Raw genomic sequence first — 13,543 nt, 5'->3', positions numbered from 1 at the left:
TTTCGGTCAAACTTTGTCGTGCAAAGTCATGGGGGTGTTTCTAGTGGCTCGGATCGACTTGGCGCTACGGCACCCGGACGGAAGTGCAGGTAGACGCGCTGGTTGACAATTAACCGAGTCTGGATTGATATGGTTGCTTCGTCTCGATCAAGGGTTCTCACGTGGAGCGCTCAGGCGTCAGGGCCATCGGGTCGATCGGCGGGGTCTCCCGGGTGGTCCGCTTGTGCTCCTGCGGCTTTGCTGTGCAAAGTGAGGTGCGGTGTCCGTCGAACGCTGGAGGTGTGGTGCGCGCTCGGGATCTGGGTATCAGCGTCGGGGTCGGTGAGCCGGGCCCGTTCAACGCGATCACCGACGTGCCCGGCGTGAAGGTCGGGCACCGCACGCTGATCAGCGGCGACGGGCGTCTCCGGCAGGGGTTCGGCCCGGTGCGCACCGGCGTCACCGTGGTCGTGCCGGCGGACGGGTCGCTGGGCAGGAGGCCCGTCTTCGCGGGGTGCCACCGTCTCAACGGCAACGGCGAGCTGACGGGCCTGGAGTGGGTGCGCGAGTCCGGCACGCTGACGTCACCGATCGGGCTCACCAACACCCACAGCGTCGGTGTCGTGCGTGACGCGCTCGTTGCCGCCGAGGTCGCCACGAGAGGACCGGACGAGCTCTACTGGTGCCTGCCCGTGGTGGGAGAGACGTGGGACGGGCTGCTCAACGACATCAACGGCTTCCACGTCCGGCCCGAGCACCTGCACGACGCACTCGCCGACGCCACCGGTGGCCCGGTCGCCGAAGGCGCCGTCGGCTCCGGTACCGGCATGGTCTGCCACGGCTTCAAGGGCGGCATTGGCACGGCGTCCCGCATGGTCGACGGACACGCGGTCGGCGTCCTGGTCCAGGCGAACCACGGCCGGCGCGAACGCTTCACCGTCAACGGTGTGCCGGTGGGCCGCCTCATCGGCGCGCAGGAGGTGCCCCTCCCCGCTCCACCTGGACCGGCAGTTCCCGTGCCGGGCGCCGGATCGATCATCGTCGTGGTCGCCACCGACGCGCCCCTCCTGCCGCACCAATGCGATCGACTGGCCCAACGCGCGGCTTTCGGCATCGCGCGCACGGGCGGCACCGGTGAACCGACCAGCGGCGACCTGGTGATCGCGTTCAGCGTCGCCAACCGCGTCGAAGCCGGTGGGTTGGGCGTGGACGTGCCGCGCGAACAGCGGGTGACGATGCTGTCCGACAACCACATCGGTCCGCTGTTCGACGCGGTCGTGGAGTCGGTCGAGGAAGCGATCCTCAACGCCCTGGTGTCCGCGCGGACGACGGTCGGCCGCGACGGAGTGGTGGCCCATGCCTTGCCGCACACCATGCTGCTCGCGGCACTCGACCGGTGAATCGGTCGAAGTCCCATCCTGGTCCTCGGCCAGCGGAGGTCAGGCGAGGGACACCTCCCATCCGTCGGCCAGCGGGCAGTGCTGTGCGGCCTGGTCCACCAGGGTGCGGCGCTGCTCGGCATCCGCGACGTTGGGCAGTTCCACGAACAGGCGGGCGTTGATCTCGTACTGCTGCGCGCCGTGCTCGCTCAGCGACACCTCCGCGCGCACGGCGCTCCCGTGCGTGTCGTGCCCGCCGGACGAGGCGAGCAGCACCAGGCTCTGGTGCACGCAGGTGGCCAGGGCTGCCGCGAACAGGCCTTCCGGGTTCCAGCCGCCACCGCTGCCGCCCAGTTCGGCCGGCTGGGTGACGGCCAGTGCGGTGGGCTCGGCGCCGTCAACCTCGACGCGACCGTCCCGGGACACCGCCGCGGTGCTGTAGAGCTTCGTCATGTCCACCCGTCCCTCGACCGTGGTCACCGTTGCCGACGGGTAGCCCGCCTCGCGTCGGCGAACCGCGCGGCCTCGGCCGGTCACACTGCCGTGTCCGAGGTGGGCGCCACCTGTCGTGCGGTATCCCGACGGGAGGCCCCGAGTGGTGGGAGTCGGCGTGCGGATGGTCCGGTCCGGTCGGCACCTCGGTGTGCCGTTCGGGCTCGACCACCCGCTGGCACTGCGGGATGATCCAGACCCGCAACGAGACGATCCACTACGCGCACGGGCGACGTGCACCAGATGGCGGGCACCAGCGTGTGCGCCGAGGGTGGTGACTCGGGCGGCTCGTTCATCACCGGCGACCAGGCCCAGGGCGTGACCTCCGGCGGCTACGGCAACTGCTCGTCCGGCGGCCGGACCTGGTTCCAGCCGGTGAACGAGATCCTGTCCACCTACGGCTTGACCCTGCTCACCGCGTGATTCCCGGTTTCGACCCGCTGTCGCGGTCGACCGCGGCAGCGGGCTCCCACCCTGCAGGAGGAACACGGTGAAGCACACCAAACGAACAACGTCCCTGACCGCCGCGGTCCTGTGCGCCGCGGCCGTCGTCATCGCACCCGCCGGGCTGGTGGTCCACGCGGACACCGGAGCACCCCCCGTCGCCGCGGCCGATCGGTCCCGCGCGCAGCGGCCGCTGGTGGAGGCGGCGGAGGCCGTCTTCGCCGAGGTCCAGCGGACGTCCGAACCCGGCTACGCCGGCATCGTCCTGGGCGACGCGGACGTCACCTTGTGGTGGAGGGGGGCGGTGCCGAAGTCGGTCGCCGCCGTCGTGGAGCGCCAGTCCCGGCGGACCCCGGTCCGTCTCGCCCCCGACGCGCACAGCGCTGCTGAACTGGCCGCCGCGGCAGGGGAGGTCCGGGCCTGGCTGGACGCCAATCCGGACAGCGGGTTCCACGGCGTGAAGAGCCCGGGCGACGGCAGCGGCCTCGTGCTCGCCGCGCACCCGACCGCCGGTGTCCGGGCGAGCGCGTCGCTCACGGCGGTGTCCGACCTCGTGGACGTGCCGCTCAGCGTCCGCCACGAGGAGCCGATGCGCGAGGTGTCCCGGCAGGACGACTCCCCGCCGTGGTGGGGCGGCGCCCGGACCTGGAACCAGACGGCGAGTTCGCTGTGCACCTCGGGGTTCGGTGTGCGGGACGGCGCGAACCGGCGCTACCTGCTCACCGCCGAGCACTGCGGGCAGGTGGGGCACCGCATCGCCGACGGCAAGGGCGAGTTCATCGGCACCGTCAGCGCCGGCCACGACGACCACGACATCGGCCTGATCCCCACCACCAGCGAGAACCGCATGTACGTCGGCGGCGGCGACAGCAACACCGGGGGTCACCGTCGTCGGCTGGGGCCACGTCTTCTCCGACACCGGTACCGCCGACCACCTGTGGCGGCTCAGGCCGAGCACCGACGGCCCGTGGCGCGTGCAGAACAAGAACTCGGGCAAGGTCCTCGCCGTCGACGGCATGTCGCTCGGGGACTCGGCCCAGGTCGTGCAGTTCAGCGACAGCGGCACCCCCGACCACCTGTGGAGGTTCCTGCCCGCGTGACGTCCGGCCGGTGGTCTTGCCTCGTCTGCCGGCGGGGCGACTGGCAGGCGTCACGCCCGATGTACCTGTCGTCGGACCGGCGTGGCGGCGACGTGGTCTGCGTGGCGGACCTACCGGTGGCCACCGGTGGCGCGCCCGACGCCGCGGTCGTCCGACACCTGCCACCGCCTTCACCGAGTGGTCGATGCGAACCGCACCCGGTGTTCCGCCTGGGGCGTCGGGCCGTTGTCGGCATGTGGCGCCGCCGACAACGGCCCGAGGCCGGTGGAAGTCGCGGCTCCGTCCTGCGGCTCGGCGGAGCGCGAACCCGTGCCGCGGTCCATCCCCTGCCGCGCGGGTCCGGTGGCGTGGCCGACAAGGGTGGTTCGCTCTCGTCGTACGCCGGTGTCGCGCAGTCGAGGATGGGTCAACCGGTCGACATCGTGGTGGTGCGCCCGGGTTGGCGAGCCAGAACGGCCCACACCGTCTTGCCCACCGCGTGGCGCACGGCTCCCCAACGTCGGCACAGCCGGTCCACGAGCACCATCCCGCGACCGCGTGCCACCCAGGCCGAAGATCGGCCCACCACCGGCAGGCGCGGCGACAGATCGGTCACTTCCACGCGGATCAGAGCACGGGTGCGTCGCAGCCGCAGCTGCAAGGGGTGCTGCCCGTGCTGGTAGGCGTTGGTCACGAGCTCGGACGCCACCAACTTCGCGTCGGCGATCTCGTCCTCGGTGAGGTCGGCCAGGACCTCGCCCGTCCAGCGCCGAACTCCCGCAAGATCAGGCACCTCGCCGACCAGTTCGAGCACCAGGTGATCGGACGGCTCGGCGGGCCGGGGTCTGTTCGCGGGGTTCTCGTCGGTGATCATGGCTGTCCTCCCTGCCGAAGGTGTGGCGTCGCGGATTGTCTACCCAGACGCAAGATCATCATCACGCTCCGGTGATCACCCGATGCGGTGCAACAACGATCACCGCCCACCCGGCGAGCACTTCGCCGTGCGTCAACGACATCGGGTCGTGTCCCGCTTGCCGGCGCAGAGAAGATCCACGTGCCGAATGACTGGCGTCATCGACCTGTCGGGGTCCAGCCGCCCGTGGGCTCACCTGAGGGCCGACGAGCCCAACGAGGACGGAGGCGCGGACGAGCTGGGGGAACCCGGGTCACTTGCCGGACAGGACGCCGCGCACGAAAGCGGCCTGGCCGACGTGCTGGAGGTCGTCCTCGATGACGCTGAGCAGCCGCACGGCCAGGGTCACGGGTGGGTCCCAGGACTCGTCCACGACGCGGGTCAGGTCTTCGGCGCTCAGGGCGCGCACGTAGGCCGCGGTGCGATCGTGCACCGCCCGGTGGTAGTCGAGCAGCAGGTCGGCGGGTGCGGTGACGGCGGCGACCTGGTCGCTGTCGTGCCCGTAGCCGGTGTCGTCGGTGGGCAGCGGCAGGGCGAAGCGCTTGGCCCAGTGGTCGGCGGTCCAGACCTGTTCGGTGCCGGCGACGTCGCCGACGTGGTCGTCCTGGACGCGGGTGAGGTGCCAGACCAACCAGGCGATCGGGTTGGCGGTGCCGCCGACCCGGTGGGTCAGGTGCTCGGGTGTCAGGCCGTCCAGCACGCGTTCCACGGACTGGCTGATCCGCTGGAACCCGTCCAGCAGCACGTCCGTCGCGGTGACCTCACCCATGAGCGCCTCTCCTCCAACCGTCCTGACCGCAACACCACTCGCCGCTTGCGGCGGGTTCGCTGATCCGTGGAGCGGGTGGCGGGTCGGGAGGTGGGGTGTTCGTCGTCCCGGCCCGCCCCCTCTCTACTTCTGCTGACCGATGGCTTCGCTGATGTCGTTGGGGGAGTTGAAGTCGTCGCGCGGCAGGTCGCGCAGGGCGTCGAGGGTGTCGTCGTCGGCGCCCTGGGAACGGGCGGCGTCGACGATGTCGTCCTTGGTGGCGGGGTAGTCGACACCGGAGAGGAACTTCTGAACCTGGATCGGGTTGAGGGTCATGGGCGCGGCGTACCCCGACCTCGGTCGTCTGCACTTCCGCTTCGCCGCGGGTCACGGGGGGTGTGGACCGTGCAGGGGCCGGGAAGTGCGAGGACGACAGGGCGGTGCACTGCGTGGCGGGTCACCGACCACTCGACCGAGTGAAGATCGTGCGCCAGGGGTTGGTCCCCGCTCTCGTGGCGGGGACGGTCCACCGACGGGCGATCCGCGATCGGGTGGGCCACGGGGCCCCCGACGCCGCGCCGATTGGGGTCGGGTTGAGTGGGTAGGCCCTGTGCATGGCTCCCACGACGTTGACCGCGCTCGCGCTGACCTGCTCCCTCAAGCCCTCGCCCGAGCCGTCGAGCACCGACAAGCTCGCCCGGCAGGTGCTCGACGAGCTGGCCGCGCACGGTGTGGCGGGTGACCTGATCCGGGTCGTGGACCACGAGGTGCGTCCCGGCGTGGAGAAGGACATGGGCGAGGGCGACGAGTGGCCGATGATCCGGGAACGGGTCCTGGCCGCGGACATCCTGGTCCTGGCCACGCCCACGTGGGTGGGTCACCCGTCCAGCGTGGCGCAGCGGGTGATGGAGCGGCTGGACGCGGAACTGTCGGAGACCGACGACGAGGGCCGGCTGCTGACCTACGGCAAGGTGGCGGTGGTGGCCGTGGTCGGCAACGAGGACGGCGCGCACAAGATCATCGCCGATTGCTTCCAAGCACTCAACGACGTCGGCTTCACCATCCCCGCCAGCGGCGGCACGTACTGGAACAACGAGGCGATGACGCCCAAGGACTACATCGAGCTGGAGCGGACGCCCGACCCGGTGGCCTCGACCAACAAGAAGCTGGCGAACAACGCGGTACACCTGGCGCGCCTGCTCAAGCAGGACCGGTACCCGCCCGTCCAGTGAGGCGCGCCCGCGGAGCAGGAGGAAGGCCTCGGCGACCCGGGCTCGTCATTGCCCGACGACCAACGGGACGACGACCCCGGGGCACCCGAGGCCGATAGCGAAGACGCCTGACCGCGAAGACGCCTGACCGCGGCGGCGCGCTCGCCCGTCGGAATTCTTCCCTCGTTTTCACCGCGCAGTCCGCGGCCCTCTCCGGCTGGACGGGGCAAATCGCGCCGGTCATCCCACCGGGTGAAAGTGGCTGACCGGCGTCCCACCGTGGTGCGGGGGCCGGTCGGACGACACAGACTGCGCTCATGGGTGAGGAGAAGTTCGACAAGGGTGACGAGGTCACCTGGTCCAGTCACGGGCAGACGGTGCACGGCGAGGTGGTCGAGGAGATCACCGAGGACACCGAAGCGGCGGGGCGGACGGTGCGGGCCTCGGAGGACGACCCGCAGTACCGCGTGCGCAGCGACAAGAGCGGCAAGGACGCGGTGCACAAGCCCTCCGCGCTGAAGGACGACTCGTGAGCGGCGAGTTCGACCACGCCGTGAACATGACCGCGACCGAGCTGGAGCGGTGGTTGGCCACCGACGAGTCGAAGTCGGTGGGCCAGTCCGACGGCGGGGAGTCGGTCGGGCACGAGTCCGGCAGGCGCATCGTCGAGCTGCTGCGCAAGAAGAAGGGCGAGCTGACCGACGACGACCAGGCGCACATGCGCAAGGTCGTCGGCTACGTCCACCGCCACCTCGCGCAGCGCCCCGACGGGGACGTGGAGCACACGAAGTGGCGCTACTCCCTGATGAACTGGGGCCACGACCCCCTCAAGGACTGATCCCGCGGTCGCGGTCTGTTTCGGCGAGACCGCCCCGGCGGGGAGTCGATCGCGGGCCCGCCGCGGCGTGTGGCCCGGCGGGTCCGGCGGGTAACCCGGTCGCATGACGACCACGGCGCACGCCGCTGCCCGAACCGCTCACCGCTACCGGCGTGCCTGCGACTACGCCGCTGCGGCGATGATCTACCTGAAGGACAACGTGCTGCTGCGGGAGCCGCTGCGGCGTGAGCACCTCAAGCCGCGGCTGCTCGGGCACTGGGGCACGTGCCCCGGCATCACCTTCCTCTACGGCGGGCTCAACGGCCTGGTCCGGCGGACCGGGCAGCGGGCGCTGCTGGTCACCGGTCCGGGTCACGGCGCGCCGGCGGTGCACGCGAACCTGTGGCTGGAGGGCACGCACGCACGGCTGGACCCGGCGCTGTCCCTGGACGGCGCCGGGTTGACCGAGCTGGTGCGCCGGTTCTCCTTGCCGGGTGGCTTCCCCCGCCACCTGTCCCCGGAGGTCCCAGGGGTGATCCACGAGGGCGGGGAGCTGGGTTACGCGCTGGCGACGGCGTTCGGCGCCGCCCTGGACAAGCCGGACCTGCTGGTGGCCTGCCTGGTCGGTGACGGCGAGGCCGAGACCGGTCCCACCGCGGGGTCGTGGCACGCCAACAAGTACCTGTCCCCGCGCACCGACGGCGCCGTGCTGCCGGTCCTGCACGTGAACGGCTACAAGATCTCCTCGCCCACGGTCTACGGCTGCATGGACGACGAGGAGCTCGTGGCCTACTTCAGCGGCGCCGGCTGGTCGCCGTACGTGGTGGACGTGACGCGCACCGACGACCCGGACGCGCTGCTGGCCGAGACGCTGGACCTGGCGCACGCCGAGATCGCCGCGGTGCGGGAGCGGTGGCAGCCGGGTGAGCGGGCGGTGTGGCCGATGCTGGTGCTGCGCTCCCCGAAGGGCTGGGGCGTGCCCGGGCACGACGCCGAGGGCAAGCCGCTGGAGGGCACCTTCCGCGCCCACCAGGTGCCGCTGGGCGGCGTGCACGAGGACGACGCGGAGTTCGCGCTGCTGGAGCGGTGGCTGCGGTCCTACCGGCCCGAGGAGCTGTTCGACGCCGACGGCCGCCCGCACGACGACCTGCTGGCCGGGCTGCCGCCGGAGGAGCTGCGCCTGGGACGTGTGCCCGAAGCCAACGGCGGCCGGTTGCGCCGCGACCTGCCGCTGCCCGATCTCGCGCGGTTCGCCGTGGAGGTGCCCGAGCCGGGCAGCGGGTCGACCAGCGCCACGGGAACGGCGGGGGAGTGGCTGGCGGAGCTGGTGCGTGCCACCGAGGACCGCCGCGACTTCCGCGTGGTCTGCCCCGACGAGCTGGAGTCCAACAAGCTCGGCGCGCTGCTGGACGCGACCGACCGGGCGTTCACCTGGCCGCTGCCCGACACCGCCGAGCACGTCGCGCCCGGCGGGCGGGTCATGGAGGCGCTGTCGGAGCACCTGTGCCAGGGCTGGCTGCAGGGCTACCTGTTGACCGGGCGGCACGGGCTGTTCCCGTGCTACGAGGCGTTCGCCTCGATCGTGGACAGCATGGTCAACCAGTACGCCAAGTTCCTCAAGATGTCCGGCGAGGTGTCGTGGCGGGAGTCGGTGGCGAGCCTGAACTACCTGCTGACCAGCGAGGGCTGGCGGCAGGAGCACAACGGCTACAGCCACCAGGGCCCCGGCTTCATCAACAACCTGCTCACCAAGAAGGCGTCCGCGGTCCGGGTCCACCTGCCGCCGGACGCCAACACCCTGCTGGTCACCCTGCGGGACTGCCTGGCCTCCACCGACCGGATCAACCTGGTCGTCGCGGGCAAGAACGCGGGCGCGCAGTGGCTGGACCTGGACGCCGCGGAGCGGCACTGCGCGGCGGGCGCGGGCGTGTGGGAGTGGGCTTCGACCGGCGGTGACCCGGACGTGGTGCTGGCGTGCGCGGGCGGGATCCCCACCGTCGAGGTGCTGGCGGCGGCGTCGATCCTGCGCGACCGCGCGCCCGACCTGGCCGTCCGGGTGGTCAACGTGGTGGACCTGCTGTCGCTGGCACCCGCCGACCGGCACCCGCACGGTCTGTCCGATGAGGACTTCGCCGGGTGCTTCCCCGAGGGCGTCCCGGTGGTGTTCGGTTTCCACGGCTACCCGTCGGCGGTGCACGAGACCCTGCACGGCAGGTCCGACACCCAGCGCTTCCACGTGCACGGCTACCGGGAGGAGGGCACCACGACCACGCCGTACGACCTGCTGGTCAGCAACGGCATGAGCCGCCACGACCTCGCCGCCGACGCGCTGCGCCGCGCCGGCCACGGCGACGACCTGGCCGAGCGGCTGCTCGTCGAGCGCGACGACCTGCGCGCGGCGGCGCACCGCGACGGCGCGGACCCCGAGGAGATCACCGACTGGCGGTGGGGCTCGTGAGCACCGTCCTGACCGTCAACGCCGGCTCGAACAGCCTCAAGGCGCACCTGGTCTACACCGGCAGCGAGGAAGTCCGGGATTCCGTCGACGTCGAGGGCTCGCCGGACTCCGAGGAAGCCAGCCGTGCCCTGGACGACCTGCTGGACGGCGCGGACGACGTCGCCGCCGTCGGGCACCGGCTCGTGCACGGCGGCCCGGACCTGCGCGCACCGACCCCGGTGGACGACGACGCCATCGCCGCGGCCCACCGCGCCGAGGAGTTGGCGCCGCTGCACGTGCCGCCCGCGCTGCGGCTGCTGGACGTGCTGCGCGAGCGACTGCCCGACGTGCCGCACGTGCTGTGCCCGGACACCGCGTTCCACGCCGACCTGCCCGAGGTCGCCGCCACCTACCCGCTGCCCGCCCGGTGGCGCGAGCGGCACGGCCTGCGCCGCTACGGCTTCCACGGCCTGTCCTACCGGTGGGCGCTCGACCGGGCCGCCGAGGTCCTCGACCGGCCCGCTGACCGGTTGAGCGTGCTGATGACCCACCTGGGCGGTGGCTGCTCGGTGTGCGCGGTGCGCGACGGGCGCAGCGTCGACACCTCCATGGGCTTCACACCGCTGGAGGGCGTGGCGATGTCGAAGCGCTCGGGCAGCGTCGATCCCGGGATGCTGCTGTGGTTGCTGCGCAACGGTCTCGACCTCGACGCCCTCGAACACGGTCTCAACCACGAGTCCGGCCTGCTCGGGCTGTCCGGCGGCAGGTCGGGCGACACCCGCGACCTGGTCGCCGCGGCGGGAGAGGACCCGGAGGCCGCACTGGCGCTGCGCGTGTTCGCCCACCGCGTGCGGCGCGAACTCGCCGCCGCGGCCACCTCGCTGGACCGGATCGACGCGCTGGTGTTCACCGGCGAGATCGGCTGGGACCAACCCGAGGTCCGCGCCGACGTCGTAGCCGGCCTGTCCCTGCTCGGCATCCCCGGTGACCTGACCGCCGAACCGGACGGCGACGGACCGGTCACCCCGCCCGACGCTGCCGTTCCGGTGCTCGTCGTGCGACCGCGTGAAGAGCTCCAGCTCTGCCGCGACACCCTCGCCGCGCTGTGACCACCCTCGCCGCGCTGTGACTACCGTCGACGTTCGGGAACGTGGTCTCGAACGCCCGAGTCGCGGCACCCGGTGCGGTGGCCCGGCGGCCGTCATCGGCTCCCGCCGACACGACAGCGGACACGGGGGCGGCTGACGCCGCCGCACGGTGCTGCCCGCGATCCGGTCCCCCGGATCGCGGGCACCGCCTGGAGGGTCAGAGCATCGGCGGGACCAGCCGGTAGCTCTCGCTGTAGTAGTCGCCGGCGCGTTGGCGGTAGCCGTCGCGGTCGGCGTCGTTCGGGTCGTACTCGGGGGCGTCCTTGATCTGGTCCTTGGTGCGGTCCACGAAGACCTTGCGCTCCTCGTGGTCGACCCGCTGCACGGTGCCGACGGGCAGGACGACCTTGCGGCCGAAGATCCACGGGCCGGTGTCGACCATCAGGCAGTCGGCGGGGACCTCGGCGTTGTCCTCGTCGACCTTGCCGATGGCGCCGTCGGTGGCCTCCACCGCGTAGCCGATCAGACCGGTGTCGGGGCGCTCCCCGGTACCGGCGGCGTCGCGCCCGCGATCGGGGCCGGTGTCACCGCCGGGCAGCCAAGTGGGATCGCGCCACGCCCAGGGGGCGAACAGGAACGGTTGCATCTCGGCCTCCGCGGTCGGGGTCACGTCAAGGACGGACTACCCACGACCGCGGCACAGGACACGGACTCGTGCAGCGGCGCCGAACGCGGTGGACTCATCCGTTCCCCGCGCAGGGAATCCAGCCCTCCTGATCACAGGAGATGGTCGCCCACACGGTCTTGCCGCCGTCGGGCAGCGGGGAGACGCCCCACTTCCAGGACAGCTTGTCCACCATGATCAGGCCCCTGCCGCGGGTGTCGGCGAGCCGGGAGCGTCCGACGACGGGTTGGTCCGGCGAGGTGTCGTCGACTTCCACGCGCACCCGGCACGGCACCCGGCCGCGCCGCAGGCGAACGCCGTAGGGACTGCTGCCGTGCTCGTAGGCGTTGGTCAACAACTCGGTGCTGATCAGCAGCACCGCTTCCAGGTGGTCGTCGTCCAGGTCCGCCAGCGCGGTGGCCGTCCACCGCCGGACTTGCACCAGAGGAGGCATCTGCTCGGTCGTCAAGCCCAGGACCAGCGGCTCGGGATCGTTCTCGACGCTCACGCGACCGCCTCACGGTTGCCGCCCCGCGTGGTTCGCCGAGGCGCACCGGACAGCCCGGCACCCCACCGTAGACCTGAGCGGCCACACGACCAACCGGCATCACGGTCGTCTCCGGCAGGGGCGCGCCGCGCCCGACGTGCGCTCGATCCGATCAGCCCATGACCACGGACGACGTGACCCCGGCGACCTCCACGCGACGAGCGCGGATCCGATGACCGGCGGTTCGTCAGCACGCCGGGCGCATGGCCACCGGTTCCCCGTCAGCCTCCGCGGTGTCGGACGAGGTCGTGTCGCGCTGCGGGGTGTCGACGCGGGACTCCGCGCCCTCGTGGCCGCGCGGCAGGCCGAAGCGGGCGGCCAGCTCGTCGTAGATCGGGGTCGCGACGGCGATCGGGGTCGCGACGGCGTCGGCGGGCGGCTCGGTGCTCGTCCGAGTGGGAGTCGCGGTGCCGTTGCGACCGGCGGGGGAAGTGTCGCCGCGGTGCTCGACGGAACCGTCGACGGGGAGGTTTTGGCTGCTCATCGCTGTGGTCCCTGGTCGATCGATGGGGCATCCCGGTCAGGACTGCGCCGGACGCGGACGCGTCCTGGCATCCACTGTTACCCCGATCGGGTGGTCCTCAACCCTGGCTGTTCGCACCCGGGCGCGAGGACGTGACGTCGCGCCGTTCGCAGGCCGACCTGTGCGGCGCCGGCTACTTCTTGCCCTTGCCGGGTGGCTGCGGCTTGTCCTTCTGCTTCTTCGCACCCGGTTCCGCGGCCGGAACCCCGGCGGCTGGTTGCCGCCCGATCTCCGGGACGGCCGGAGCGGGGGTGGCGGTGTCGACCCCTGCGGCGGGTTGTTCGGTCGGAGCCGTCACCGGTGCCGCGGTCTGCGGTGGCGCGGTGGTGACGGGGACCGTTGTGGTGGAGGACGTGGTGGTCGCGGAACTGCCGGACGTCGGCGTCGAGTTCACCGGTTGAGCCCCGGGGGCGATCGCCCACGCGACGCTGACCGCGCCCAACAGCGCCGCGGCCGAGGCCAGGAGCGCCTTGCGCGGCACCCGCGCCGAGCGCGGCGCCTCCACCGGGACGGTCTCCGCGACGGGGACCGGAACCGGGACGGTGTCATCGACCGTGTTGGGCTGCAGAGCGCGGGCGCAGTCGAGGGCGGTCGGCCGTTGATCGGGGGCGGTGGCGGTCATCGCCGACACCAGGCTCGCCAGGTCGGCCGGCAGGTGCGCGGGGATCGCGGGGGAGCGGTGCAGGCGGGCGACGGCCGCCTCGACCTCGCTGCCGGGGAACTCGCGGTGGCCGGTGAGGCACTCCAGCAGGACCAGGCCGAGGGCGTAGATGTCGGCGGGGTGGTCGACGTCGCCGCCGCGGACCTGCTCGGGGGCGAGGTAGGCGGCGGTGCCCACCATCTGGTCGGTGCGGGTCAGCCGGGTCGCGCCGGGCAGGTGGGCCAGGCCGAAGTCCGCCAGGTACGGCTTGTCCCGGTCGTCGAGCAGGATGTTGGACGGCTTGACGTCGCGGTGCACGACACCCCGCGCGTGCACGTGGGCCAAGGCCTCGGCCAACTCCGCGCCCAGCCGCCGCACCCGACGCGCCGGCAACGCGCCGTCGGCGATCTCGTCGCGCAGGGTGCGTCCCTCGATGAGCCGCATCACCAGGAACGGCATGTCGCCGCCGGTGCCGGCGTCGTGGACCGGGACCAGGCCGGGGTGCGACAGCCCGGCCAGCGTGCGGACCTCCGCCTCGAACCGGTGCCGGGCCGTGGCCGTCCCAGCCGGGCCGGAACACCT

General features: G+C 72.2%; 16 protein-coding genes and 2 pseudogenes. 8 read left to right on the top strand and 10 right to left on the bottom strand.

Annotation, left to right across the window (positions count from 1 at the left end):
* Positions 1-284: 284 nt before the first annotated feature.
* On the top strand, positions 285-1,379 hold the full coding sequence (locus ACRAKH_RS19700) for a DmpA family aminopeptidase (protein WP_380720300.1): 1,095 nt from the start codon (positions 285-287) through the stop codon (positions 1,377-1,379).
* A 39-nt stretch (positions 1,380-1,418) separates the two neighbouring features.
* Here ACRAKH_RS19700 and ACRAKH_RS19695 read toward each other — a convergent pair whose 3' ends face one another.
* A complete protein-coding gene (locus tag ACRAKH_RS19695) occupies positions 1,419-1,811 on the bottom strand; it encodes an OsmC family protein (RefSeq protein ID WP_380720303.1) in 393 nt (130 codons plus the stop codon).
* Positions 1,812-1,975: 164 nt separating this feature from the next.
* Here ACRAKH_RS19695 and ACRAKH_RS19690 point away from each other — a divergent pair.
* A pseudogene (locus ACRAKH_RS19690) lies at positions 1,976-2,273 on the top strand (S1 family peptidase); the annotation flags it as partial.
* A gap of 270 nt (positions 2,274-2,543) precedes the next feature.
* On the opposite strand, the gene ACRAKH_RS19685 reads toward ACRAKH_RS19690, so the two are convergent.
* The gene (locus tag ACRAKH_RS19685) at positions 2,544-2,969 is read right to left on the bottom strand and encodes a hypothetical protein (protein WP_380720306.1); all 426 of its coding nucleotides are present in this window, start codon (positions 2,967-2,969) and stop codon (positions 2,544-2,546) included.
* Between the two features lie 36 nt (positions 2,970-3,005).
* Positions 3,006-3,170 (bottom strand): hypothetical protein, encoded by a 165-nt coding sequence (locus ACRAKH_RS19680; protein WP_380720309.1) that lies wholly within the window; start codon positions 3,168-3,170, stop codon positions 3,006-3,008.
* Positions 3,171-3,229: 59 nt separating this feature from the next.
* Here ACRAKH_RS19680 and ACRAKH_RS19675 point away from each other — a divergent pair, with 59 nt between their 5' ends.
* Entirely contained in the window at positions 3,230-3,394 is a 165-nt protein-coding gene (locus tag ACRAKH_RS19675) for an RICIN domain-containing protein (protein WP_380720348.1), read from the top strand.
* 406 nt (positions 3,395-3,800) lie between these two features.
* On the opposite strand, the gene ACRAKH_RS19670 is transcribed toward ACRAKH_RS19675, so the two are convergent.
* From ACRAKH_RS19670 to ACRAKH_RS19660, 3 genes are all read right to left on the bottom strand, one after another.
* Complete coding sequence (locus ACRAKH_RS19670) at positions 3,801-4,187, bottom strand: ATP-binding protein (RefSeq protein ID WP_447009160.1); 387 nt, start codon at positions 4,185-4,187, stop codon at positions 3,801-3,803.
* Between the two features lie 352 nt (positions 4,188-4,539).
* Positions 4,540-5,055 carry a mycothiol transferase gene (locus ACRAKH_RS19665; protein WP_380720314.1) on the bottom strand — a complete coding sequence of 172 codons (516 nt, stop codon included), beginning with the start codon at positions 5,053-5,055 and terminating at the stop codon, positions 4,540-4,542.
* Between the two features lie 123 nt (positions 5,056-5,178).
* A complete protein-coding gene (locus tag ACRAKH_RS19660; RefSeq protein ID WP_380720316.1) occupies positions 5,179-5,370 on the bottom strand; it encodes a DUF2795 domain-containing protein in 192 nt (63 codons plus the stop codon).
* Positions 5,371-5,648: 278 nt separating this feature from the next.
* Here ACRAKH_RS19660 and ACRAKH_RS19655 point away from each other — a divergent pair, with 278 nt between their 5' ends.
* From ACRAKH_RS19655 to ACRAKH_RS19635, 5 genes are all read left to right on the top strand, one after another.
* Complete coding sequence (locus tag ACRAKH_RS19655; RefSeq protein ID WP_380720318.1) at positions 5,649-6,266, top strand: flavodoxin family protein; 618 nt, start codon at positions 5,649-5,651, stop codon at positions 6,264-6,266.
* 296 nt (positions 6,267-6,562) lie between these two features.
* A complete protein-coding gene (locus ACRAKH_RS19650; RefSeq protein ID WP_141976616.1) occupies positions 6,563-6,778 on the top strand; it encodes a hypervirulence associated TUDOR domain-containing protein in 216 nt (71 codons plus the stop codon).
* The gene (locus ACRAKH_RS19645; protein ID WP_380720322.1) at positions 6,775-7,083 is read left to right on the top strand and encodes a DUF3140 domain-containing protein; all 309 of its coding nucleotides are present in this window, start codon (positions 6,775-6,777) and stop codon (positions 7,081-7,083) included. The genes ACRAKH_RS19650 and ACRAKH_RS19645 overlap by 4 nt, the downstream gene beginning before the upstream one ends.
* A 103-nt stretch (positions 7,084-7,186) precedes the next feature.
* A complete protein-coding gene (locus tag ACRAKH_RS19640) occupies positions 7,187-9,520 on the top strand; it encodes a phosphoketolase family protein (RefSeq protein ID WP_380720324.1) in 2,334 nt (777 codons plus the stop codon).
* A complete protein-coding gene (locus tag ACRAKH_RS19635) occupies positions 9,517-10,608 on the top strand; it encodes an acetate/propionate family kinase (RefSeq protein ID WP_380720327.1) in 1,092 nt (363 codons plus the stop codon). Before ACRAKH_RS19640 ends, ACRAKH_RS19635 begins: the two co-directional genes overlap by 4 nt.
* 196 nt (positions 10,609-10,804) lie before the next feature.
* On the opposite strand, the gene ACRAKH_RS19630 is transcribed toward ACRAKH_RS19635, so the two are convergent.
* The 4 genes and pseudogenes from ACRAKH_RS19630 to ACRAKH_RS19615 form a co-directional block, all read right to left on the bottom strand.
* Entirely contained in the window at positions 10,805-11,257 is a 453-nt protein-coding gene (locus ACRAKH_RS19630; RefSeq protein WP_380720329.1) for a PRC-barrel domain containing protein, read from the bottom strand.
* 70 nt (positions 11,258-11,327) lie between these two features.
* Complete coding sequence (locus ACRAKH_RS19625) at positions 11,328-11,759, bottom strand: ATP-binding protein (RefSeq protein WP_380720332.1); 432 nt, start codon at positions 11,757-11,759, stop codon at positions 11,328-11,330.
* A 226-nt stretch (positions 11,760-11,985) separates the two neighbouring features.
* Entirely contained in the window at positions 11,986-12,282 is a 297-nt protein-coding gene (locus ACRAKH_RS19620) for a hypothetical protein (RefSeq protein ID WP_380720334.1), read from the bottom strand.
* A 172-nt stretch (positions 12,283-12,454) separates the two neighbouring features.
* Positions 12,455-13,504: pseudogene (locus ACRAKH_RS19615) on the bottom strand (protein kinase domain-containing protein); the annotation flags it as partial.
* Positions 13,505-13,543: the final 39 nt, after the last annotated feature.

Source organism: Saccharothrix hoggarensis (assembly GCF_052936025.1).
The sequence above is the reverse complement of the archived record's forward strand: the minus strand, read 5'-3'. Positions and strand labels throughout refer to the sequence as shown.

Excerpts from the sequence above, each read along its gene's own strand:
- ACRAKH_RS19695 (WP_380720303.1), bottom strand. The coding sequence starts at position 1,811 with ATGACGAAGCTCTACAGCACCGCGGCGGTGTCCCGGGACGGTCGCGTC.
- ACRAKH_RS19665 (WP_380720314.1), bottom strand. The coding sequence starts at position 5,055 with ATGGGTGAGGTCACCGCGACGGACGTGCTGCTGGACGGGTTCCAGCGG.
- ACRAKH_RS19660 (WP_380720316.1), bottom strand. The coding sequence starts at position 5,370 with ATGACCCTCAACCCGATCCAGGTTCAGAAGTTCCTCTCCGGTGTCGAC.
- ACRAKH_RS19655 (WP_380720318.1), top strand. The coding sequence starts at position 5,649 with ATGGCTCCCACGACGTTGACCGCGCTCGCGCTGACCTGCTCCCTCAAG.
- ACRAKH_RS19650 (WP_141976616.1), top strand. The coding sequence starts at position 6,563 with ATGGGTGAGGAGAAGTTCGACAAGGGTGACGAGGTCACCTGGTCCAGT.
- ACRAKH_RS19640 (WP_380720324.1), top strand. The coding sequence starts at position 7,187 with ATGACGACCACGGCGCACGCCGCTGCCCGAACCGCTCACCGCTACCGG.
- ACRAKH_RS19620 (WP_380720334.1), bottom strand. The coding sequence starts at position 12,282 with ATGAGCAGCCAAAACCTCCCCGTCGACGGTTCCGTCGAGCACCGCGGC.